Source organism: Streptomyces sp. KL109B (assembly GCF_030766935.1).
Taxonomy (GTDB): domain Bacteria; phylum Actinomycetota; class Actinomycetes; order Streptomycetales; family Streptomycetaceae; genus Streptomyces.
Genome location: NZ_JASERL010000004.1, coordinates 119,789 through 141,969, shown reverse-complemented (window position 1 = coordinate 141,969; position 22,181 = coordinate 119,789). Strand labels below are relative to the sequence as shown.

19 protein-coding genes and 1 tRNA gene are annotated in these 22,181 nt (G+C 72.3%); 16 read left to right on the top strand and 4 right to left on the bottom strand.

Annotation, left to right across the window (positions count from 1 at the left end):
* Nucleotides 1–68 precede the first annotated feature (68 nt).
* The 6 genes from RBJ65_RS15295 to RBJ65_RS15270 all read left to right on the top strand — a co-directional run bounded on the left by RBJ65_RS15295 (nucleotide 69) and on the right by RBJ65_RS15270 (nucleotide 3,698).
* Nucleotides 69–524, top strand: coding sequence for a VOC family protein (locus RBJ65_RS15295; protein WP_306323847.1), 456 nt, complete (start codon nucleotides 69–71; stop codon nucleotides 522–524).
* 144 nt (nucleotides 525–668) lie between these two features.
* Nucleotides 669–1,634 (top strand): pyridoxamine 5'-phosphate oxidase family protein, encoded by a 966-nt coding sequence (locus RBJ65_RS15290; RefSeq protein ID WP_306323846.1) that lies wholly within the window; start codon nucleotides 669–671, stop codon nucleotides 1,632–1,634.
* Between the two features lie 87 nt (nucleotides 1,635–1,721).
* A complete protein-coding gene (locus tag RBJ65_RS15285) occupies nucleotides 1,722–1,919 on the top strand; it encodes a ferredoxin (protein WP_306323845.1) in 198 nt (65 codons plus the stop codon).
* Entirely contained in the window at nucleotides 1,916–3,175 is a 1,260-nt protein-coding gene (locus RBJ65_RS15280; RefSeq protein WP_306323844.1) for an NAD(P)/FAD-dependent oxidoreductase, read from the top strand. Before RBJ65_RS15285 ends, RBJ65_RS15280 begins: the two co-directional genes overlap by 4 nt.
* A gap of 85 nt (nucleotides 3,176–3,260) precedes the next feature.
* Nucleotides 3,261–3,455: a hypothetical protein gene (locus RBJ65_RS15275; protein ID WP_306323843.1), complete on the top strand. Its 195-nt coding sequence runs from the start codon at nucleotides 3,261–3,263 to the stop codon at nucleotides 3,453–3,455.
* A 9-nt stretch (nucleotides 3,456–3,464) separates the two neighbouring features.
* A complete protein-coding gene (locus RBJ65_RS15270) occupies nucleotides 3,465–3,698 on the top strand; it encodes a hypothetical protein (protein WP_306323842.1) in 234 nt (77 codons plus the stop codon).
* Here the strand turns inward: RBJ65_RS15270 and RBJ65_RS15265 are convergent.
* Nucleotides 3,667–4,863, bottom strand: a complete 1,197-nt coding sequence (locus tag RBJ65_RS15265; RefSeq protein WP_306323841.1) for a glycosyltransferase 87 family protein — start codon at nucleotides 4,861–4,863, stop codon at nucleotides 3,667–3,669. The two genes, RBJ65_RS15270 and RBJ65_RS15265, sit on opposite strands and share 32 nt — an antisense overlap.
* A 149-nt stretch (nucleotides 4,864–5,012) precedes the next feature.
* Here RBJ65_RS15265 and RBJ65_RS15260 point away from each other — a divergent pair.
* Nucleotides 5,013–5,085 (top strand) — tRNA-Ala (locus RBJ65_RS15260).
* 68 nt (nucleotides 5,086–5,153) lie between these two features.
* On the opposite strand, the gene RBJ65_RS15255 is transcribed toward RBJ65_RS15260, so the two are convergent.
* Both RBJ65_RS15255 and RBJ65_RS15250 read right to left on the bottom strand, forming a co-directional pair.
* A complete protein-coding gene (locus RBJ65_RS15255; RefSeq protein WP_306323840.1) occupies nucleotides 5,154–6,731 on the bottom strand; it encodes an NADH-quinone oxidoreductase subunit NuoF family protein in 1,578 nt (525 codons plus the stop codon).
* Nucleotides 6,728–7,876, bottom strand: coding sequence for a cytochrome b/b6 domain-containing protein (locus RBJ65_RS15250; protein WP_306323839.1), 1,149 nt, complete (start codon nucleotides 7,874–7,876; stop codon nucleotides 6,728–6,730). The genes RBJ65_RS15255 and RBJ65_RS15250 overlap by 4 nt, the downstream gene beginning before the upstream one ends.
* A 558-nt stretch (nucleotides 7,877–8,434) precedes the next feature.
* Here RBJ65_RS15250 and leuS point away from each other — a divergent pair.
* The 8 genes from leuS (at nucleotide 8,435) to holA (ending at nucleotide 19,252) form a co-directional block, all read left to right on the top strand.
* Nucleotides 8,435–11,359: a leucine--tRNA ligase gene (leuS, locus tag RBJ65_RS15245; protein WP_306323838.1), complete on the top strand. Its 2,925-nt coding sequence runs from the start codon at nucleotides 8,435–8,437 to the stop codon at nucleotides 11,357–11,359.
* A 127-nt stretch (nucleotides 11,360–11,486) separates the two neighbouring features.
* Nucleotides 11,487–12,185 carry a hypothetical protein gene (locus RBJ65_RS15240; protein WP_306323837.1) on the top strand — a complete coding sequence of 233 codons (699 nt, stop codon included), beginning with the start codon at nucleotides 11,487–11,489 and terminating at the stop codon, nucleotides 12,183–12,185.
* An 84-nt stretch (nucleotides 12,186–12,269) separates the two neighbouring features.
* Nucleotides 12,270–13,118 (top strand): DegV family protein, encoded by an 849-nt coding sequence (locus RBJ65_RS15235; protein WP_306323836.1) that lies wholly within the window; start codon nucleotides 12,270–12,272, stop codon nucleotides 13,116–13,118.
* Between the two features lie 165 nt (nucleotides 13,119–13,283).
* Nucleotides 13,284–14,303 carry a helix-hairpin-helix domain-containing protein gene (locus tag RBJ65_RS15230; protein WP_372342329.1) on the top strand — a complete coding sequence of 340 codons (1,020 nt, stop codon included), beginning with the start codon at nucleotides 13,284–13,286 and terminating at the stop codon, nucleotides 14,301–14,303.
* Nucleotides 14,300–16,882, top strand: coding sequence for a ComEC/Rec2 family competence protein (locus RBJ65_RS15225; RefSeq protein ID WP_306321664.1), 2,583 nt, complete (start codon nucleotides 14,300–14,302; stop codon nucleotides 16,880–16,882). Before RBJ65_RS15230 ends, RBJ65_RS15225 begins: the two co-directional genes overlap by 4 nt.
* 61 nt (nucleotides 16,883–16,943) lie before the next feature.
* Nucleotides 16,944–17,825 carry a YceI family protein gene (locus RBJ65_RS15220; RefSeq protein ID WP_306321665.1) on the top strand — a complete coding sequence of 294 codons (882 nt, stop codon included), beginning with the start codon at nucleotides 16,944–16,946 and terminating at the stop codon, nucleotides 17,823–17,825.
* A 41-nt stretch (nucleotides 17,826–17,866) separates the two neighbouring features.
* The gene (locus RBJ65_RS15215) at nucleotides 17,867–18,112 is read left to right on the top strand and encodes a hypothetical protein (protein WP_306321666.1); all 246 of its coding nucleotides are present in this window, start codon (nucleotides 17,867–17,869) and stop codon (nucleotides 18,110–18,112) included.
* Nucleotides 18,113–18,271: 159 nt separating this feature from the next.
* Nucleotides 18,272–19,252 (top strand): DNA polymerase III subunit delta, encoded by a 981-nt coding sequence (holA, locus tag RBJ65_RS15210; RefSeq protein WP_306321667.1) that lies wholly within the window; start codon nucleotides 18,272–18,274, stop codon nucleotides 19,250–19,252.
* Nucleotides 19,253–19,619: 367 nt separating this feature from the next.
* Here holA and rpsT read toward each other — a convergent pair whose 3' ends face one another.
* The gene (rpsT, locus tag RBJ65_RS15205; RefSeq protein WP_306321668.1) at nucleotides 19,620–19,886 is read right to left on the bottom strand and encodes a 30S ribosomal protein S20; all 267 of its coding nucleotides are present in this window, start codon (nucleotides 19,884–19,886) and stop codon (nucleotides 19,620–19,622) included.
* Between the two features lie 234 nt (nucleotides 19,887–20,120).
* Between rpsT and lepA the strand changes: the two genes are divergently transcribed.
* The gene (gene lepA, locus RBJ65_RS15200) at nucleotides 20,121–21,992 is read left to right on the top strand and encodes a translation elongation factor 4 (RefSeq protein WP_306321669.1); all 1,872 of its coding nucleotides are present in this window, start codon (nucleotides 20,121–20,123) and stop codon (nucleotides 21,990–21,992) included.
* Nucleotides 21,993–22,181: the final 189 nt, after the last annotated feature.

Genomic DNA, 22,181 nt, shown 5'->3' with positions numbered 1-22,181 from the left:
CCCTTAATCTCCCTTTCAATGGTTACGGGGAATGTCCCGCAACCCCTGACGAAGGCATGTGATCAACGATGAGCAAGGCGAAGACCCTGCAGACCGGGCATGTCGGCCTGAACGTCACGGACCTGGACCGTTCGCTCGCCTTCTACCGCGAGGTGTTCGACTTCGAGGTCCTCGCGGAGGGCAAGGACGAGGGGCGTCGCTGGGCCTTCCTCGGGCGCGGCGAGCAGTTGCTCGTCACGCTGTGGCAGCAGAGCGAGGGCACCTTCGGCACCGCCCGCCCCGGCCTGCACCACCTCTCCTTCCAGGTGGGTGACATCGAGGAGGTCAAGGCCACCGAGGCGGCGCTGCGCGGGCTCGGCGCCGAGTTCGCGTACGAGGGCGTCGTCCCGCACGGCGAGCAGGCCACGTCCGGCGGCATCTTCTTCACCGACCCGGACGGCATCCGCCTGGAGGTCTACGCGCCGACCGGGGCCGACCCGGCCGCCGCCCCCACCGCCGGGGCGCCCACCTGCGGGTTCTTCTAGGCCACCGCGCACGGGCCGGCCGGCCGGACACCGGGTCGGCCGGCCCGGCCCATCGCCGACGCCAACGCCAACGCCAACGCCAACGCCAACGCACCGGAAACCGGAACACGAACCCGGAACAGGAAACGGAAGGACGGGAACGCCGTGGCCACCTATCACAGCGGCGAGATCTCCGTGCAGGAGCGGGCCGGGCTCGCCCAGGAGGCGGACTTCTCGGGCGGCGCCATCGGCGCGACCGTGCCCCCGGTCGCCGTCGACTTCCTGGCCCAGCAGCCCATGCTGGTCATCGGGGCCGCCGATCGCGAAGGACGCCTGTGGGCCGGGCAACTGACCGGCACCCCCGGCTTCCTGAGGGTGCCGGACCCCGGCACGCTGGAGATCGACACCCTGCCCCTGCCGCAGGACCCCCTGTACGAGCGGCTGTGCGACCCCGCCGCCGTCACCCGCGTAGGGATGATCGCCATCGAGCCCGCCACCCGGCGCCGGATGCGGATGAACGGACGCGCCACCCCGCACGGCGCGGGCCTGCGCGTCGAGCTCGACCAAGTGATCTCCAACTGCCCCAAGTACCTCCAGAAACGGGAGTACCGGATCCTCGACGCGGACGCGCATGCGGACGCGGACGTGGACGCGCACGCCGAGGGGACGGGGCAAGGCGCCCGCCGGGTCACCGACGGCACCGCCCTCACCCCCGCACAGCAGCGGACGGTGCGCCGCGCGGACACCTTCTTCATCGCCACCGCCGCCGCGCGGGCGGGCCGCGGCGACGCCGACGCCTCGCACCGCGGCGGCAACCCCGGCTTCGTACAGGTGCTCTCCCCGACCCGGCTGTGCTGGCCCGACTACGTGGGCAACGCGATGTTCCTGACGCTCGGCAATCTGGCCCTCAATCCGGACGCGGGCCTGTTCTTCCCGGACTGGGACACGGGCTCGGCGCTGCTGCTGACCGGCAGCGCGCACACGGTGTGGGACACCGGGGAGTCCGCCCGCACGCCCGGCGCCCAGCGCCTCGTGGAGTTCTCCGTGTCCGCGGTGCGCGAGATCGACGCGGCCTCCGCACTGCGCTGGTCGGCACCCCAGTACTCCCGCTTCAACCCCCCGGTCGGCTGACCGCCGCACCGAAGAACCCCGATCCCCGGAAGAACCCGATCCCGCAAACGGACCGGAAGAACCCGATCCCCGCAAACGGAGCCGAACATGCAGATCACCGTGGACATGGACCGCTGCGAGAGCCACGGTCAGTGCGTCTTCGCGGCGCCCGAGGTCTTCGCCTTCGACGACGACGACTTCCTCACGTACGACGCCACGCCCGCCGACGGCCTGCGCGCGGCGGCGGAGAAGGCCGCCGCGGTCTGCCCCGTGCGCGCCATCACCGTCTCAGCGGGTGCCCGATGACCGAACCGCAGTCGAAGGACCGGCGGCGATTGGTGATCGTCGGCGCCTCCCTCGCCGGCCTGCGGGCCGCCCAGGCGCTGCGCGCCCAGCGATTCACCGGGACGATCACCGTGGTCGGGGACGAGCCCCGGCTGCCCTACGACCGGCCGCCCCTGTCCAAGCAGATCCTGACCGCACGCGAGCGCCCCGCCGTGCCCGAACTGCCCTTCCCCGACGGCCTGGACATCCGCTGGCGGCTCGGCCAGGCGGCCACAGGGCTCGCCCCCGACGCCCGTACGCTCACGCTCGCCGACGGCTCCGAACTCTCCTACGACGGCCTCCTCGTCGCCACGGGGGCGGCGCCGCGCACCTGGCCCGCGCCGGTCCCCGACGGGGTGCACACCCTCAGGGGCTGGCGGGACGCGCTCGCCCTCAGGGACGAACTCCTCGGCGCGCGGCGCCTGTTGGTCGTCGGCGCGGGGTTCCTCGGCGGTGAGGTCGCCGCGGCGGCCCGCGCGCGTGGTCTCGACGTCACGGTGGTCGAGGCCGCGGTCCAGCCCCTGGAGCGGGCCATCGGCGCCGACGCCGGAGCCTATGTGGCCGCGCTGCACCGGGAGTCCGGGATCGACCTGCGTACCGGGACGACCGTCGAGGAGTTCCGCGCCGATCCCGACGGCCGGCTCGCCGGCGCGCGACTCTCCGACGGCTCGTACCAGCAGGCCGACGCGGCGGTGCTCGCGCTCGGCTCCGCGCCCGCCACCGGCTGGCTCGCCGGCTGCGGCGTGGCCGTCGACGGGGGCGTACGGTGCGACTCCTGGCTGCGCGCCCTGCGGCCGGACGGCTCCGCCTTCCCCGACATCACGGTCGCGGGCGACGTCGCGCTCGCGCCCCAGCCGCTGGCCGACGGCGAACGCATGGCGCTCGGCCACTGGACGAACGCGGTGGAGCAGGCCGCCACCGCCGCCCGCACCCTGCTGTGCCCGAACTCGTCCCGGCCCTTCGACACCGTGCCCTCCTTCTGGTCCGACCTGCACGGCGCGGGCATCCGCTCGGTCGGCCTGCCCTCCGTGGCCGACGAGGCGACCGTCGTCGAACGCAGCCTCCCGGAGCGCAAGTTGGAGGTCGTGTACCACCGGCGCGGACGACTGGTCGGAGCCCTGACGGTGGGCCGCCCCGGGCGCCTCGCGGCCCACCGCCGGGCGCTCCAGCGGCTCGTCGAGGCGGCGACGGGGCCGGTCGCCCGGCCGGAGGTGGGCGCGACTGTCGCTCCGCTCTGACCGGAACGCTCCAGCCGTGGCAGAATCGGACGGCCGGGCGGGGGAGTGTCGGCCCGGCGAAGACAGCCCGACGGGAGGGAGCGCGATGCCCGCGAGCATCAACGAGGAGGCCGACCGCTTCCTCGACGTGGCGGTGACACCCGCCAGGCCCGTCGCGAGCCCGGAAACCTCCCCGCTTCTCAACTGTCCGTCCTGCGGCTCCTCCCACGTCGCCCAGATGCTGGGCGACAACGGCGGGATCTCGTACGTGTGCACGGCCTGCGGCCACAGCTGGAGCTGAGCGGAACACATGGGTGCACACAGGAGGAAGTGCGACTGGTGCGGCAGCGGTACGCCCATCGTGCGCGACATGGAGCCGCTGAACCCCGACTACCAGTACTGGTGCGAGGAATGCGCGCGGGCGCTGATCATAAAGGGCGACCCGATCGAGACGTATCGGGAACTGGAGGGCGAGCCGATCTACGGCCGCCTCCTGGACGAGCACTGCACACTCAAGCGGTTCTACTCCTTCGCCACAGCCTGATCGCCGCATACGTCGAATACGCCAAGAAGGCGCAGGCCACTCCTACGTAGAGCGCCGAAAGCGCCATCTCTCCTACGTTCTGGTGGAGTTCCGGCCGCCCGTCGGTGTGCGGCACCCACCACAGCGCGTACGTACAGAACACGAAGGCCACGACGGCCGCGGCCTTCTGGCGGCCCGATTCCCACACGAGCAGCACCAGCGGCACGCACCACACCCAGTGGTGCGACCACGAGACCGGGCTGACCAGGAGCGCCGTCGTCGCGCACGCCACCGCCGCCTGGGCCCGCCGCCCGCGCAGCGCCGCCGCGACCGCGACCGCGAGCCCGACGACGGCCGTCACGGCGACGGCCCCGGTCCACCACGCCCCCGGGTCGCCGGTGTGCAGGAGGCGGGCCAGGACGCCGCGCAGCGACTGGTTGCCGGTCTCCTCCGCGTGGCCGGGGCGGTCCGACTCGAAGACCGTCCGCGTCCAGAAGTGCCGGGAGTCGCGCGGCAGGACGAGGGCCGTCAGCACGGTCACGCACACGAACGAGCCCGCCGCCACGCACGCCCCGCGCACCCACGGCCGCCAGGCCCCGCCCCGCGCAAGCAGCGCGAGCCCCGTGCACAGCAGGAACACGGCGAACAGCGCGGGCGTCAGCTTGATCGCCGCCGCGACACCGATGCCCATGCCCGCCCAGCGGTGTCCGGGCCGTCGTGTCAGGTCCCACAGGACGAGCACGGCGAGCAGCAGATTGACCTGCCCGTAGCGCAGCGTCGTCCACACCGGCTCGCACCACACGGCGCCGGCCGCCACCCACAACGCGTGCTCCACGCGCGCGTGGCGGCGCACGAGGCGCATGGAGAGGTGCGTCAGCGCGACGAGGAGGGCGAGGTTCAGGGCGGTCGCGGCGACCTTCATGGTCACCACGTCCAGGAACGTCAGCGGCAGGAACAGCAGCGCGGCGAACGGCGGGTAGGTGGTGGGCAGGTCGGCGTAGGTCGCGCGTAGTGCGTAGAGGTCGCCACCGGTGCGGACCGTCCAGCCCTCCGCCCGGTAGACCATCAGGTCGATCATCGAGACCTCGGCCGCGCGCTGGGCGATCACGAAGGCCGCGAACGAGAACAGACAGGCGCCGAGAGCGACAGGGGCGTGGCGGGTGCGGGGCAGGGCGAGCACAGTCACGTGAGGGCACGATACTGCCCGCAAGTAGCGACTTTTCCGTACAGAAGGGGGCGGAAGGGAAACGATTTGGTGATGCACCCCGGTGACCGTGTAATGTTGGCGTCGCCGCCGGGGAGACCGACAGGGAAACCCCCGGGGGACCAAAGCAAGGGGCTATAGCTCAGTTGGTAGAGCGCTTGCATGGCATGCAAGAGGTCAGGAGTTCGATTCTCCTTAGCTCCACAGGAAGTTGAAAGCGGGCCACCCGGATCGGGTGGCCCGCTTTCGTATGTCTCCGTCGGCTGTCTCCATTAGCGTCGGGCCCTGCTGCGGCCGGGCGGGAGCGCCGGGCGCGGCGGCCTGCGGTCCTGCCGCTCCGCCGAGGAGTCCTCCTCGATGCGCAGCGCCAGCGCGGGGCAGCGGCGCACGGCCCGTACCGCGTTCGCCTCCGAGTAGGCCGGCACCGCCGCCTCCGCGACCGTCGGGAAACCGTCCGGGCCCAGCTGCAGCAGCTCGGGGACGATGTCCGCGCACAGGCCGTGTCCCCGGCACAGCGTCCAGTCGACGGCGAGCCGCTTCCCGCTGGACGGCGCGCTCGCCGGGGCCTGCGCGTGCAGCGGCAGCACCCCGAGCACCGGGCGGCCGCAGCCGGCGCCCAGGACGTGCGCGGCGAGGTCGTCGGTGAACGCCGAGATCGTCGACTCGATGAACGCCGCCGAACCGTCCGGGTGCTTGCACGCCCCGCGCCGCTTCACCGCGCGCGTGACCTCGCGCAGCGCCTCCAGGGCGGTCGGCCCGCCGCCGTTCAGTACGTCCTCCAGGCCGCGCGCCGCCGCGGGCAGACCCAAGTAGCAGGGCCCGCACTGGCCCGCGCTCTCCGAGGCCAGCCACTGCGCCACCTTCAGGGCCTCGCCCAGCGGGCAGGTGTCCGGGCCGATCGGCAGGATCGCGCCGGCGCCGAGAGCGCCGCCCGAGGCCTCCAAGGAGGCGCGGGAGACGATGGCGTCCTGCGCCCCGACCCCGTCCAGCCACTTGCCGTGGTAGCCGCCGGTGAGGACGCCCTGGGGGAGTGGGGGCGCGCCCGCGAGCTGGAGTACGTAGCGCAGCGGGACGCCGGACGGCACCTCCAGGACCATCGGCCGGGAGACCGCTCCGGAGAGCGTCAGCAGGACCGTGCCGGGCTCGTCGTGCAGGCCCGTGCGGCAGTAGCGCTCGGCCCCCGTGCGGGCGGCGACGGCGAGTTGGGCGAAGGTCTCCGCGTTCGACAGGAGCGTGGGGGCGCCGCCCACCCCGGCGTCGGAGGCGCGCACCTTGCGGCCCGGCGGCATCGGCGGGCCGCCGTCCGCCGAGCGGATCAGGGCCGAGGACTCCCCGGTGACCATGCGCACCGGATTGCGCTGCACGCGCGCGCGTAGCGGCGAGTTGCGGCGGTTCGACAGGCCGCGCTCGGCGAGTGCCGCCTGCATCGACGCCTCGGTGCTGTCGCGGGTCACGCCGACGACCAGGGTGCGCGCGCCGATGGCCTCCGCGACGAGCAGGGCGCCGTCCAGGATCAGGTGCGGGGCCCGGTTGATCAGGACGGTGTCCTTGCGGCAGGCGGGCTCGTCCTCGCTGCCGTTGACGACGACGACCGGGCGCACGCCGCGCCGGATCGCCGACTCCGCGACCGCGCGCAGCTTCTCGGCGAAGGGGAAGCCGGCGCCGCCCCGGCCGCGCAGGGATATCGCCTGGGCGAGCTGGGCGAGCGGCTCGCCCGCCATGGGTTCCAGCGGGCCGTGCACCTTCAGGTGCATGTCGAGGTCGAGCCGCTCCACGAGGTCGAACCCCGAAGTGAGCTGGGGAAGACCGACGACCCGGACCTCCGGGACGTCGGGCAGTGCCGTGTTCACTGCGGGCCTCCGTAGGGCGTGGTCCAGGGCTCGCCGGAAGCGGGTGCTTGGAAGGGGCCGGGGAGCGGTTCGGTGGAATCGGCCGCTTCCTTGTAGGCGTCCGCTTCCTTATAGACGTCTTCGTAGGCGCCACTGTTCACGTCGTCCCCGTATGCGTTCCCGTGAGCGGTGGGGTAGCCGGGGACGCCTCCGTAGGGCGTGTCGTACGCCGGGTCGTACATGGAGGGCGGGGCCTGGGCCGGAGGCGGCGGGGAGGGGGCGGGCCAGCGCTCGGACGCCGTGGGCGGCGCGGGTTCGGCGTACTGCGGCGCGTACTGCTGCGCGTACGGCACCGACTGCGTGGGCAGCTCCGAGCGGGGGAGCGCCGACACGGCGCGGTAGGCGGCGGCGAAGCCGATGTCGGGCGGCGGGGGCGGGGAGGGCGTCGGCGCGGCGGCGGCCTGCGGGGCTGTCTGCGGGATGTACGACGGGGGCTGTGCGGGCTCCGCGCGGGGCTGCGGCGGCTGTGGGGGCTGCGCCCCGGCCCGCCTGGTGCCGGTGGCGCGCGGACCGGCGTCGAGGAACTCCAGGATCCGGATCGCGACCTTGCGCCGCACGGCCTGCGGCGCCGCCCGCAGGGCCACCGCGCCGGCGACCGCGACCAGGGCGAGGCAGTACAGGACGATCACGTACGCCTTCGCGGGACGGCCCGCGTACAGGCCGTGCATGAGGGCGAAGCACCAGGCCGGGTAGGCGAGCATGTGGGTCGCGCGCCAGCGGGCGGCGAGCCGGGCGGGGGAGGCCATGGAGCTGCGCAGCGCGCCCGTGACGGCCGTCGTGATCATGAGGAGTCCGGCGGTCACGCCCAGGCCGATCAGGCCCGCGCCGCCGTCGAAGCCCAGCGAGAACGGGATCAGCGCGCCGAGCAGCGTCACGTGCGAGAGCGCCAGCTTCACGCTGATGTGCAGCAGCAGGAAGACCAGCGAGGACACCGCGGTGATCCGGTGCACGGCCTGCGAAAGCAGCCGCTGCCGCGAGGTGAGGAAGACCCGGTCGGAGGCGACAAGACCCCACACGACGGACGAGGTCAGGGAGACCAGGCAGAGCACGCCCGCGCCGAAGTCGAGCAGCGCCCGCACAGCGTCGCTCCCGGTGGCCACGAGCACGGGTAACAGGAGGACGACTCCCGCGACGAGCAGCCCGGTTCTCGTCCGGCGGCCGGTGCCGGGAGTGCGTGAACTCGTCGGCGTACGAAGGGAGTTCAGAGTGTGAGGGGTGTGAGGGGTGTGAGGGGTGCGAGGGGTGCGAGGGGTGTGAGGGGTGCGAGGGTTCATGGGGGCGACTCCGAATGGCTCGGCACGGTGGTCCCACAGGGCCGCACTCTAGGTCGCCGCATACCGGGCAGTACGAGGTTTGAGTTATCTCGCCGTTATCTAGTGGCTGCCCGGACTTCGCGTTGTCCCTATAGGGGGCGGTACGCCGAGTAACCCGTGGGGTGGAGCGGGGTGTGCGGAACCTCGTCGCGGGTCGTGCGAGCGCTGCGGTACCCTGACGCCATGCGTGCCGTACGCCTTCTGCTTAGCAAGCCGCGCTGATCAAGGAATCACCTCAGCGCGGCGCCCCCTCCTGTGCGAGGGGTTTTTTCATTTCCTAAGCACTGGAGTTCCTGGGACTTCCCTAAGCACTGGCCGCTGGCAGAGACGATCGATGGAGCATTGAGGATCATGAGCGAGACGAACACCGCCGCCGCTTCCGAGGCGGCGGTCGCGCCGCACCGCTACACGGCGGCCATGGCCGCCGACATCGAGGCACGCTGGCAGGACTTCTGGGACGCCGAGGGCACGTACGAGGCGCCGAACCCGACCGGTGACCTGGCCGGGACCACCGAGGCGGACCGGGCGATCGCCGCGCGGCCCAAGAAGTTCATCATGGACATGTTCCCGTACCCCTCCGGTGCGGGCCTGCACGTCGGCCACCCGCTGGGCTACATCGCCACGGACGTCTTCGGGCGCTTCCAGCGCATGACGGGCCACAACGTGCTGCACACCCTGGGCTTCGACGCGTTCGGCCTGCCCGCCGAGCAGTACGCCGTGCAGACGGGCACCCACCCGCGCACGTCGACCGAGGCCAACATGGAGAACATGAAGGTCCAGCTGCGCCGCCTGGGCCTGGGGCACGACCAGCGCCGGTCGTTCGCCACGATCGACCCGGAGTACTACAAGTGGACGCAGTGGATCTTCCTGCAGATCTTCAACTCCTGGTACGACGACGACCTGAAGAAGGCCCGTCCGATCGCCGACCTGGTCAAGCAGTTCGAGACCGGTGAGCGCGCCGTTCCCGGCGGCCGTGCCTGGTCCGACCTGAGCGAGTTCGAGCGCGCCGAGGTCCTGGGCGAGTACCGCCTGGCGTATGCCTCCGACGCGCCCGTGAACTGGGCGCCGGGCCTGGGCACCGTGCTGGCCAACGAGGAGGTCACCGCCGACGGCCGCTCCGAGCGCGGCAACTTCCCCGTCTTCAAGGCGAAGCTGCGCCAGTGGAACATGCGCATCACCGCCTACGCGGACCGCCTGATCGACGACCTGGACGGCCTGGACTGGCCCGAGGCGATCAAGCTGCAGCAGCGCAACTGGATCGGCCGCTCCGAGGGCGCGCGCATCGACTTCGCCGTGCCGGATGCCGATGGCTCAGGCCAGGAGAAGATCACCGTCTTCTCGACCCGCCAGGACACCCTGTTCGGCGCCACCTACATGGTGCTGGCCCCCGAGCACGACCTGGTCGAGAAGATCACCCCGGCCGCCTGGCCCGAGGGCACCCACGACGTGTGGACGGGCGGCCACGCGACGCCTGCCGAGGCCGTCGCCGCCTACCGCAAGCAGGCCGCCTCCAAGTCCGACGTCGAGCGCCAGGCCGAGGCCAAGGACAAGACCGGCGTCTTCACGGGCGCGTTCGCCACCAACCCGGTCAGCGGCGAGCAGGTTCCGGTCTTCATCGCCGACTACGTACTGATGGGCTACGGCACCGGCGCGATCATGGCTGTCCCGGCGCACGACGCCCGCGACTTCGCCTTCGCGCGCGCCTTCGAGCTGCCCATGCGGTGCGTTGTCGAGCCGTCCGACGACCGCGGCACCGACCCCTCGACGTGGGACGACGCGTTCGTCGCGTACGAGGCGAAGCTGGTCAACTCGGCGGGCGACGAGGTCGACCTGGACGGCCTGGGCGTCACCGACGCCAAGGCGCGGATGACCGAGTGGCTGGAGCGCACCGGCATCGGCGCCGGCACGGTCAACTTCCGGCTGCGCGACTGGCTGTTCAGCCGCCAGCGCTACTGGGGCGAGCCCTTCCCGATCGTCTACGACGAGGACGGCGTCGCCCACTCGCTGCCCGAGTCGATGCTGCCCCTGGAGCTGCCCGAGGTCGAGGACTACAGCCCCCGCACCTTCGACCCGGACGACGCCGACACCCAGCCCGAGACGCCGCTGTCACGCAACGAGGAGTGGGTCAACGTCACCCTGGACCTGGGCGACGGCAAGGGCCCGCGGAAGTTCCGCCGCGAGACCAACACCATGCCCAACTGGGCGGGTTCGTGCTGGTACGAGCTGCGCTACCTGGACCCGCGCAACGACGAGCAGCTGGTCGACCCGGAGATCGAGCAGTACTGGATGGGCCCGCGCGAGGGCATGCCGCACGGCGGCGTCGACCTGTACGTGGGCGGCCAGGAACACGCCGTACTGCACCTGCTGTACGCGCGCTTCTGGTCGAAGGTGCTGTTCGACCTGGGCCACATCTCGTCCTGCGAGCCGTTCCACAAGCTGTACAACCAGGGCATGATCCAGGCGTACGTCTACCGGGATTCGCGTGGGATCGCCGTGCCGGCCGCCGAGGTGGAGGAGCAGGGCGGCGCGTACTACTACCAGGGCGAGAAGGTCTCCCGGCTGCTCGGCAAGATGGGCAAGTCCCTGAAGAACGCCGTCACTCCGGACGAGATCTTCGCCGAGTACGGCGCGGACACGCTGCGCCTGTACGAGATGGCGATGGGCCCGCTGGACGTCTCCCGGCCGTGGGACACGCGCGCGGTGGTCGGCCAGTTCCGGCTGCTGCAGCGGCTGTGGCGCAACGTCGTCGACGAGGCGACCGGCGAGGTCACCGTGGCCGACGTCGCCGAGGCGGACATCGACGTGGCGACGCTGCGCGCGCTGCACAAGGCGATCGACGGCGTGCGCGGCGACCTGGAGGGCATGCGCTTCAACACCGCCATCGCCAAGGTCACCGAGCTGAACAACCACCTGGTCAAGGCCTACCAGGGCGGCACGCTGCCGCGGTCCGTGGCCGAGCGCCTGGTGCTACTGGTCGCGCCGCTGGCCCCGCACATCGCCGAGGAGCTGTGGCGCAAGCTGGGCCACACCGACTCGGTCGTCCACAAGGACTTCCCGGTCGCCGACCCCGAGTACGTGGTCGACGAGGCCGTGACCTGCGTCGTCCAGATCAAGGGCAAGGTCAAGGCCCGCCTGGAGGTCGCCCCGTCGATCTCCGACGAGGAGCTGGAGAAGATCGCCCTGGCCGACGAGAAGGTCGTCGCCGCGCTGGACGGCGCCGGCATCCGCAAGGTCATCGTGCGGGCGCCGAAGCTGGTGAACATCGTGCCTGCGTAGCTCCTGCGTACGGCGCTCAGGGTTGTTCCCTACGGGCAGGTTGGGGGTTCCGCTGGAACCCTCGGCCTGCCCGTTCCGTTTACCGTGGAGACAGCGGTGGGCGGGGCGACCTGGAGGAGAGAGCGCTATGGAAACCGTGCTTGTGATCATCGCGCTGATCTTCGTGGCGTTCCTGGTGTTCGGTGCCTACGTGACGGTGAAGGCCGTCGGCGCGGCCAAGCGCGGGGTGGACCGCAAGGTCGAGCAGGCGCGGCGTGCGGTGGAGGACACCACGCTGCGCGCCAAGAGCTACGCGCAGCCCGGCGCGGCGGCCGAGTTGGCGCAGCTGCGGCTGAAGCTGCGCACCTCCATGCGGGCCACGCAGGACGCGCTGCACGAGCGCGTGGCCGAGGACCCGTCGCTGAAGGAGTCCCTCGGCCTCTTCGAGCGCCTGAGCGCGCACGGGCACGAGTTGGACGCCGAGCTGAAGCGCCTGGAGAGCGAGCCCGACAAGGCGCAGGTGGCGCGGCTGCTGCCGGAGCTCAGGACGCGTACGGAACGGGTCACGCAGTCCGCCGACGCACTGCGGCACGCGGCCCGCGACCGGGCCACCCGGTTCGCGGGCGACGACCTGGACGCGCTGAGCTCGCAGATCGACCTGGAGGCCGGGGCGCTGCGGCACTGGACGGCGGAGCCGGGGCCCGGGGCGACCGGGCCGGAGTCCGGGGCGGCGGAGACGACCGGGCCTGCGACCAGGCCGGCACAGGAGCGGCCCTCGATCACTCCGCCAGGTGTACGGCCGACGTATCCGTGGGAGAAGAAACCCCGTCCGGAGAGCACGACTTGATCGTTGGCCGACGTCCGTCGGTCGGTGGCCGGGAGGCAGGGGCCGGGCTGCCGCGGCGGGAGCCCGGCAGGTAATCTCCGGTGCATGTCCCGCCATGTCGCGATCGTCACCGATTCAACGGCCTACCTGCCGCAGCGGACGATGGAGCGCCACGGCATCACGGCGGTGCCGTTGACCGTGGTCCTGGGTGACCGGGCGCTCGAGGAGGGCACGGAGATCTCCGCCCGCTCGGTCGCTCAGGCGCTGCAGAAGCGGCGGTCGGTGACGACGTCGAGACCCTCCCCGGAACAGTTCGCCGAGACCTACCGCGAGGTCGCCGAGTCCGGCGCCACCGCCATCGTCTCGCTGCACCTGTCCGCCGAGATCTCCGGGACGTACGACGCCGCCGTCATGGCCGCGCGCGAGGCCCCGGTGCCGGTGCGCGTCGTGGACACCGGGATGGTGGCCATGGCCCTCGGCTTCTGCGCGCTCGCGGCGGCGGAGACGGCCGACGCGGGAGGCACCGTCGACGAGGCGGTGAACGCGGCGGAGAAGCGGGCCTCGGGCACCTCCGCGTACTTCTACGTCGACACCCTGGACTATCTGCGCCGGGGCGGCCGGATCGGCGCCGCGCAGGCGCTGCTCGGCTCCGCGCTCGCGGTCAAGCCGCTGCTCCAGCTCGACGGCGGCCGCATCGAACTCCTGGAAAAGGTCCGCACGGCGTCGAAGGCGATCGCGCGGCTGCGGGAGATCGTGGCCGAGCGGGCGGGCAGCGGGCAGGTGGACATCGCCGTGCACCATCTGGCCGCGCCGGAGCGGGCGGAGGAGCTCGCGGGGTGGCTCCGCGAGCAGCTGCCGGGCCTTGCCGAGCTGCATGTCAGCGAGGTGGGGGCGGTGATCGGGGCGCACACCGGGCCGGGGTTGTTGGGGGCGGTGGTGTCGCCTCGGGTGTAGGCGGCGTCCGTCGTCGGGTGCCGGGTTTCGGGTGCGGGGTTGCGGGGTGCGGGTGCCGGGTTTCGGTGCTCGTGCGGGTGACGGAGTTGTCCACAACTGCCGGGTAATCCCCGGGAATTGAGCAAGATCCACTTGTCGGTGGTGCGGTGCCTAACGTCTCGTGACATGGCACTTCGAGCACAGACGCGATCTCTGACACGACCACAGACGCGATCACTGACACGGACGGCGCACGGATCCAGCGGACCCGGGCGTGACCCCGCGTCCGACATCCGCGCCCGGCGGCGGCACGTGGTGCGGCGGCGGGCGCGGCGCAGGCGGGTGGAGGCGGAGCGGACGCGGGTGCGGGCGGAGGCGTTGTTCGCGCCGCCCGTGCGGGAGGCCGAGCCGTCGGTCCAGGTCGAATCTCCTCAGCCCCCGGTGGCCTCCTGGCGGCAGCGTGCCTCGCTCGCCGTGGCGGACCGGGTGCCGTTGTGGGTGCGGACGCGGTGCGGGGTCGAGCGGCGCGGAGCCGTTGCGCTGGCCTTGCTCGTCGGGGTGGTGGCGCTCTTCGCCGTGCAGCACTTCTGGGCGGGGCGTACGCAGCCGGTGCGGGCGCCCGAGCAGGTGCGGGCGGCGGCGCCGCGAGCGGTGGCGCCACCGGATGCGGGCGCCGCCCCGCCCGGCGCCTCGTCCGCCGTGTCGGCCCCGGCGGCGAGCGGTGCCACGGGGATCGTCGTGGACGTCAGCGGCAAGGTCCGGCGACCGGGCATCCACCGGCTGCCCGCCGGGGCGCGTGTCGCGGACGCGCTGCGAGCGGCGGGTGGGTTGCGGCCCGGTGTGGACACGGCGGGGCTCAACCGGGCGCGGCTTCTTGTGGACGGCGAGCAGGTCTTGGTGGGCGCGCCCGCGGCGGCCGGGGCCGCGCCGCCGGGTGGGGCGGCGCCACCGGGTGGGTCCGTGTCGGCGGGCGGATCCGCGGGCGCGGGCGGCTCCGCGGGGGCGGCGCCCGCGGGACCGGTCGGCCTCAACACGGCCACCGTCGAGCAGCTCGACACCTTGCCCGGCGTCGGCCCCGTGCTGGCGCAGCACATCCTCGACTACCGCACGGAGCACGGTGGTTTCCGCTCCGTGGACGAGCTGCGCGAGGTCAATGGCATCGGTGACCGGCGCTTCGCGGATCTTCAGAATCTCGTGCGGCCATGACGGCGGTGACGGGCGGCCGGGACGTGCCGGCCGCGGCGGGGCGGCTCGGGGACGCGCATCCGCGCCAAGAGGGGCCGCTGGACCTGCGGTTGGTGCCACCCGCGCTCGCGGCGTGGGGTGCGGCGGCGCTGCTGGTGACCGGGTCGCCGTGGTGGGCGGGGCTGGTGGCGGTGGTGTGTGCGGTGGGCGGGGTGGGGGTGTTGGTGTGGCGCGGCCCGCCGGGGCCGAGGTCGCGGGGCGCCGCCCCGGACCCCGCCGCTCAAGCGCCGCGGAGGCTTGATCTTGCCCACTCACCGTCCTGGCGCGGCCCTTCGGCGGCGTCGCTGCTCCTGTGCGTCGCCGCGGCCGCCGCCTCCGCCGGGCTGCACGGGGCGGACCTGCGACGCGGCCCCGTGCCGAACCTCGCGGAGCGCTTCGCGCGCGTGGAGGCCGAGTTGGAGGTGACGTCCGATCCCCGGCGCACCCGGCCACGGGTTCGCGGGGACCACGCGGCGCCGACGTCCGTGCTGGTGGAGGCGGACGTGGTGCGGGTGACGGCGCCGGACGGGAGCGCGGCGCGGACCCGGGCGCCGGTGCTGGTCGTGGTGGGCGGCGAGGCGCGCGGCAGCCCGTGGCTTTCGGTGTTGCCGAGCACCCGGCTGCGGGTGCGGGGGAGTCTCGCGCCACCGATGACGGAGGGGGACCGGATCGCGGCGGTGCTGCGCGTCGGGGGCGGGGAGCGGGCGTGGGCGGTGGCGGCGCCGAGCCGCGCGCAGCGGGTGGCCGGAGCGTTGCGGGACGGGCTGCGCGAGGCCACGGGCGGGCTCGACACGGATGCGCGGGCCCTGCTGCCGGGGCTCGTCGTGGGCGACACGGCGCGCGTGACACCGGAGCTGCACGCGGCCTTCGAGGAGACGGACCTGCTGCACCTCATGGCGGTCAGCGGCGCCAACTTCACCATTCTCCTCGCCCTGTTGATCGGCCCGCCCGGCACCGCACAGCGCGTCGAGCGGCGCGGCCTCGCGCCCCGGATCGGGCTGCCGTTGCGGACGACCGCGGTGCTCGGCGGGGCCCTCACGCTCGGCTTCGTGGTGGTGTGCCGGCCGGAGCCGAGCGTGCTGCGGGCGGCGTCGTGCGGGCTGATCGCACTGCTCGCCGTGGCCACGGGCCGCCGCAGATCCCGGCTCCCCGCCCTGGCCACGGCCGTGCTGCTGCTCGTCCTGTACGACCCGTGGCTGGCGCGGAGTTACGGGTTCCTGCTGTCGGTGCTCGCCACGGGAGCGCTGCTGACGCTGGCGCCCAGGTGGAGCGCGGCGCTGCGGCGGCGCGGGGTGCCGGGAAGGCTCGCCGAGGCGTTGGGGGCGGCCGCCGCCGCGCAGGCCGTGTGCGCGCCGGTCGTCGTGGTGCTGGCGGCGCGGGTGAGCCTGGTGGCGGTGCCGTGCAATCTGCTCGCGGAGTTCGCCGTCGCGCCCGCGACCGTGCTCGGATTCGGGGCGCTGGCGTCGGCGCCACTGGCCATGCCGGTGGCGAAGTTCCTCGCCTGGTGCGCCGGTTGGCCCGCCGGGTGGATCGCGGACCTCGCGCGGGCCGGGGCCGCGCTGCCCGGCAGCGGGGTGGACTGGCCGGGCGGCTGGGGCGGCGGGGCGCTGCTCGCGCTCGGCACGGCGGTGCTGGTGCTCGTGGGGCGAAGGGCGCTGAAGTCGCCCTGGATCTGCGGGGCGTGCGCGCTGCTGCTCGTGCTGGTGGTCGTGCGGCCCGCGCCGCTCGTGCGGGGCGTCACCGGGTGGCCGCCGGCCGGCTGGCGGTTGGTCATGTGCGACGTGGGGCAGGGCGACGCGCTGGTGCTCGCGGCCGGGGCGGGGACCGGGGTGGTGGTGGACGCGGGCCCCGACCCGCTGCTCGTCGACCGGTGCCTGCGCTCGCTGGGCGTCACCCGGATCCCGGCGGTGGTGCTCACGCACTTCCACGCGGACCATGTGGCCGGGCTCGCGGGGGTGTTGCGCGGAAGGGAGGTGGGGCAGATCGAGACGACCGGGTTCCAGGAGCCGCGGGACCAGGTCGACTTCGTGCGCGCGGAGGCGGCCCGGCGGGCGGTCCCGGTGGTGCGGGTGGTGGCGGGGGAGCGGCGCAGAGCGGGGCCGCTCGACTGGCGGGTGCTGTGGCCGCCGCCGGACCCGGCGCCGACTCCGGACGGGCCGAACGACGCGAGCGTGACCCTGCTCGTCCGCGTCGCCGGGCTGACCCTGCTGCTCCTCGGCGACCTCGAACCGCCCGCGCAGCGCGCCCTGTTGAGAACGCCCGCCGGGGCCGGGCTGCCCCCGGTCGACGTATTGAAGATCGCCCATCATGGCTCGGCGTACCAAGATCCGGAGCTGTTGCGCAGGGCCGCGTCCCGCGTGGCGCTGGTGTCGGTGGGCCGCGACAACCCGTACGGGCACCCGGCGCCGAGCACGCTGGCGGCGCTGCGGGCGCGCGGTTCGGCCGTGCTCAGAACGGACCGGGACGGCGCGGTCGCGGTCGCGACCGCGAGAGGAGGAGGGGGAGGCGGAGCGGTGTTCTTGCGATGTGAGCGGATGTTGCTTCGAAACTCGCCACGGTGATCGAATGCTTCTCAATGCAGCAGTTCAGGTAGTTGTTCAGGCGTTCTGGGGTGGGTAGGTCATGTTCGGCCTTAAGTGGAGAAACGGTACCAACCGGACTCATGGCGGTGGTCCCCTCGCGGGGCTGACGGTGCCGCCGAGCGCGGGGGTGCTCAGCGGCCGGATCATCGATCCCGTGAGCGAGCCGGTGCGCGGCGCGGAGTTCGCGGTGAACGACGCGATGGGGCGCAAGGTGGTGAGCGGGGGCGTCGATCCGTACGGCTCGTTCGTGGCGGCCGTGCCTCCGGGGGACTATCGGCTCGCCGTCTCGGCCGAGGGGTACGCGCCGTTCCGCGGCGGCGCCACCGTGACGGAGAGCGGGCACGCCGCGCTCGGTGACGTCACGCTCCAGGTCGCAGCGCCCCCGCCGCTGCCGGAGCCGGGGGACTGGGAGGTCGAGCCGATGCACTCCTCGATCGCGTTCACGGCGCGGCACATCGGGATGGCGCGGGTGTACGGCCGATTCAACACGTTCGCGGGCGCGCTGCGCGTGGCCGAGCGGGCCGAGGACTCCGCGATGCACGTCGTCATCGACGCCTCGTCCATCGATACGAACGTCAAGATGCGCGACGACCACCTCAGGTCCGCCGACTTCCTCGACGTCGAGCGCTTCCCGACGCTGGAGTTCTACAGCGACCGCTTCGTGCACAAGGGCGGCAACCGCTGGGCGATCACCGGGGCGCTGTCGCTGCACGGCGTGACCAGGACGGTCACCCTCGACGCCGAGTACCTGGGCCTTGGCGTCGGCATGGAGGGCGAGACCCGCGCCGCCTGCCGCGCGAGCACGGAGCTGCACCGCGACGACTTCACCGTGAGCTGGCAGACCATGCTGGCGAAGGGCATCGCCGTCGTCGGCTCCAGCGTCCGGATCGACCTCGACGTACAGGTCGTGCCGAAGGGCTGACCCCGTGCGGCGCCGTCGCCGACGTGTCCGAAGATGGGGGCGTGAGCGATGTGAGACACGTACTGGTGCTGCCCGACCGAGACGCCGCCGAGGAGGCCGCGGAGGCGGTCGGGGAGCGCTTCGGGGTGACCGAGGAGCCGCAGCTCGTACGGGACGCGCTGGCCGGTGAGGACGACGCCGAGGACGCGCAGTGGCTGGTGGTCGTCGAGGACGCGGAGGGGCGGCTCGACGCCGGGGCGCTGGACGCGTTCGCGGGGGAGTGGGACGGGTGGCGCGAGGAGCCGTAGGCTCCGCCGCGGTTCTGTGCCGTTTCGGCGCACCGGTTCTGGTTCTGTAGGCCCGTAACTCTGTAGGCCCGTAACCGTGGGCCCGTGGGCCCGTGGGCCCGTGGGCCCGTAGAGCCGTAGGGCCCGGCGTTGTCAGTGGCGCGTGGGATGCTTGGCGCGATGGCCAGGAAGACTGCAAACGACGATCCCCTCGCTCCTCTCACCGTCGCGGTGGGGCAGGAGGACCTGCTGCTCGACCGCGCGGTGCAGCAGGTCGTGGCGGCCGCGCGCGCCGCCGACGCGGACACCGACGTGCGGGACCTCACCCCCGATCTGCTGCAGCCGGGCACGTTGGCCGAGCTGACGAGCCCCTCGCTGTTCGCCGAGTGCAAGGTCGTCGTCGTACGCAATGCGCAGGACCTGTCCGCGGACACGGTCAAGGACGTCAAGGCGTACATCGGCGCGCCCGCCGAGGAGATCACGCTGGTGCTGCTGCACGCCGGTGGCGCCAAGGGGAAGGGCTTGCTGGACGCGGCCCGTAAGGCCGGGGCCAGGGAAGTGGCCTGTCCGAAGATGACGAAGCCGGCGGATCGGCTGGCGTTCGTGCGGGCCGAGTTCCGGGCGCTCGGGCGGTCCGCCACCGGCGAGGCGTCGCAGGCGCTCGTCGATGCCATCGGGAGTGATCTGCGGGAGTTGGCGTCCGCCGTGTCGCAGTTGGCCGCGGATGTCGAGGGGACCATCGACGACGCGGTCGTCGGGCGTTACTACACGGGGCGGGCCGAGGCCTCCAGCTTCACCGTGGCCGATCGGGCCGTGGAGGGGCGGGTGGCCGAGGCGTTGGAGGCGTTGCGGTGGTCGCTCGCGACCGGGGTGGCGCCGGTGATGATCACGTCGGCGTTGGCGCAGGGGGTGCGGGCGATCGGGAAGTTGTCGTCGGCGCGGGGTGGCCGTCCGGCGGATTTGGCGCGGGAGTTGGGGATGCCGCCGTGGAAGGTGGACCGGGTGCGGCAGCAGATGCGGGGGTGGACGCCGGATGGGGTTGCGGTTGCCCTCCGGGCGGTTGCGGAGGCGGATGCCGGGGTGAAGGGGGCCGGGGATGACCCGGAGTATGCGTTGGAGAAGGCTGTGGTGACGGTGGCGCGGGCTGCCCGAGCGCGATAGGCCCTGCCGGGCCGGGGGGGGGTGGGGGGAAGTCGCCCCCGCCGCCCCTACCCGTCCCATCCCTGGGGGCTGCGCCCCCAGACCCCCCTGCGGCCTTCGGCCGTGTCCTCAAGCGCCGGACGGGCTGGAAGTGGGCAGCGTCGTGTCCTCAAGCGCCGGACGGGCTGGAGTTGTCCGGGCTGGAGGTCTGTGTCCGGACACACCGAAGCCCCGCCCTGGGGAAGGACGGGGCTTCGGGTTATGCGTGTGGTGAGCCCGCACCCGCGTGGCGAACGCAGTCGCGTGCGGGCTCTGGGTGTCGGTCGGGGGCGGATGAGAGAGGGCCCGCCCGGGTCCTACCGACGGTGGATCAGGTCAAACAGACAGGTCAGGCCTGGATGGACGCGACCTTCGAAGCAAGCGCGGCCTTCTTGTTGGCGGCCTGGTTCTTGTGGATGACGCCCTTGGAGACGGCCTTGTCGAGCTGACGCGCGGCAGCGCGCTGGGCCTCGACGGCCTTCTGGACGTCACCGGAGGCAGCGGCCTCACGGGCCTTGCGGATCGCGGTCTTGAGGGAGGACTTGACGGCCTTGTTGCGCAGCCGCGCCTTCTCGTTGGTCTTGATCCGCTTGATCTGGGACTTGATGTTCGCCACGAAATGAGCCTTTGCAGGTTCTGGCACGGGGCCGGTGAAGGACCCGTACCGGTGATTTCTACTGGGTGCGTGTCTCGGCTTTAGAGGGCATGAGACACAGCTGCCCACGGTATCAGCCGTACTCCAGGCGGCCCAAACCGAGCGCAGTCCCCCGCTCATGGGACGATGGAGGCTACGTATTGATCCCAACCGAGGCCGACCTGAGGCAGAAGGCCTCAAGAGACAGGACCCTGCGTGCCCGCGATCCCTAAAAATGTGCCCGAGCCGAGCCGCACCGACCCGGCTCAGATTCGCAACTTCTGCATCATCGCGCACATCGACCACGGCAAGTCCACGCTCGCCGACCGGATGCTCCAGCTGACCGGAGTGGTCGAGCAGCGGCAGATGCGTGCTCAGTACCTCGACCGGATGGACATCGAGCGAGAGCGCGGCATCACGATCAAGTCCCAGGCGGTGCGACTGCCCTGGGCCCCCACGGAGGGGCCCGACCAGGGCACGACCCACATCCTGAACATGATCGACACGCCGGGCCACGTGGACTTCACGTACGAGGTCTCGCGCTCGCTCGCCGCGTGCGAGGGCACCATCCTGCTCGTGGACGCCGCCCAGGGCATCGAGGCCCAGACCCTCGCCAACCTGTACCTGGCGATGGAGAACGACCTCCAGATCATTCCCGTACTGAACAAGATCGACCTGCCGGCCGCGCAGCCGGAGAAGTTCAGCGAGGAGCTCGCGAACCTCATCGGCTGCGAGCCCGACGACGTGCTGAAGGTCTCCGCCAAGACCGGCATGGGCGTCGAGGCGCTGCTCGACAAGGTCGTCCGTGACATCCCGGCCCCGGTCGGCGTCAAGGACGCGCCCGCCCGCGCGATGATCTTCGACTCGGTCTACGACTCGTACCGCGGCGTCGTCACGTACGTCCGTGTCGTCGACGGGCAGCTCAGCAAGCGCGAGCGGATCCGGATGATGTCGACCGGCGCGACGCACGAGCTGCTCGAGATCGGGACGAACTCGCCGGAGATGACGGCCGCCGACGGGCTCGGCGTCGGCGAGGTGGGCTACCTGATCACCGGTGTGAAGGACGTCCGGCAGTCCAAGGTCGGCGACACCATCACCCAGCTGAACAAGGGCGCCGAGGAACCGCTGGGCGGGTACAAGGACCCGAAGCCGATGGTCTTCTCGGGCCTGTATCCGCTGGACGGGTCCGACTACCCCGAGCTGCGTGACGCCCTCGACAAGCTGCAGCTCAACGACGCCGCGCTCGTCTACGAGCCGGAGACCTCGGCCGCCCTCGGCTTCGGTTTCCGCGTCGGGTTCCTCGGGCTGCTGCACCTGGACGTGATCCGGGAGCGGCTCGAGCGCGAGTTCGGGCTCGACCTCATCGCCACCGCCCCCAACGTGGTCTACCGCGTGATCATGGAGGACGGCGAGGAGTACCAGGTCACGAACCCGAGCGAGTTCCCCGAGGGGAAGATCGCGGAGGTGTACGAGCCGGTCGTGCGCGCCACCCTGCTCGCCCCGTCCGAGTTCATCGGCTCGATCATGGAGCTGTGCCAGGGGCGGCGCGGTTCGCTGCTCGGCATGGACTACCTGTCCGAGGACCGGGTCGAGATCCGGTACACGCTGCCGCTCGCGGAGATCGTCTTCGACTTCTTCGACCAGTTGAAGTCGAAGACGCGCGGGTACGCCTCGCTCGACTACGAGCCGACCGGTGAGCAGAGTGCCCAGCTCGTCAAGGTCGACATCCTGCTGCACGGCGACAAGGTCGACGCCTTCTCCGCCATCACGCACAAGGACCAGGCGTACCAGTACGGCGTGCGCCTCGTCGCCAAGCTGCGCGAGCTGATCCCGCGGCAGGCCTTCGAGGTGCCGGTGCAGGCCGCGATCGGTTCCCGGGTGATCGCCCGCGAGACCATCCGCGCCATCCGCAAGGACGTCCTCGCCAAGTGCTACGGCGGTGACATCTCCCGTAAGCGCAAGCTCCTTGAGAAGCAGAAGGAGGGCAAGAAGCGGATGAAGATGGTCGGCTCCGTCGAGGTGCCGCAGGAGGCCTTCATCGCGGTTCTTTCGAGTGACGACGGCGGGGGCTCCAAGAGCAAGAAGTGAGCCGCTCCCCAAGCGCACCTCAAGCGCACCCCAAGCACACCCGAAGCGGGACCCGGCAGGCGTTCATGCCTGCCGGGTCCCGCTTTTGTGTAAGCCCTGTGAGGGGTGGGGACGAAGCGCGCAGTCCGATGAAGTCGGAGGCCGGGGCCCCTTACGTGCCGGGCGGGTGACCCTTACCCTGATCACTGC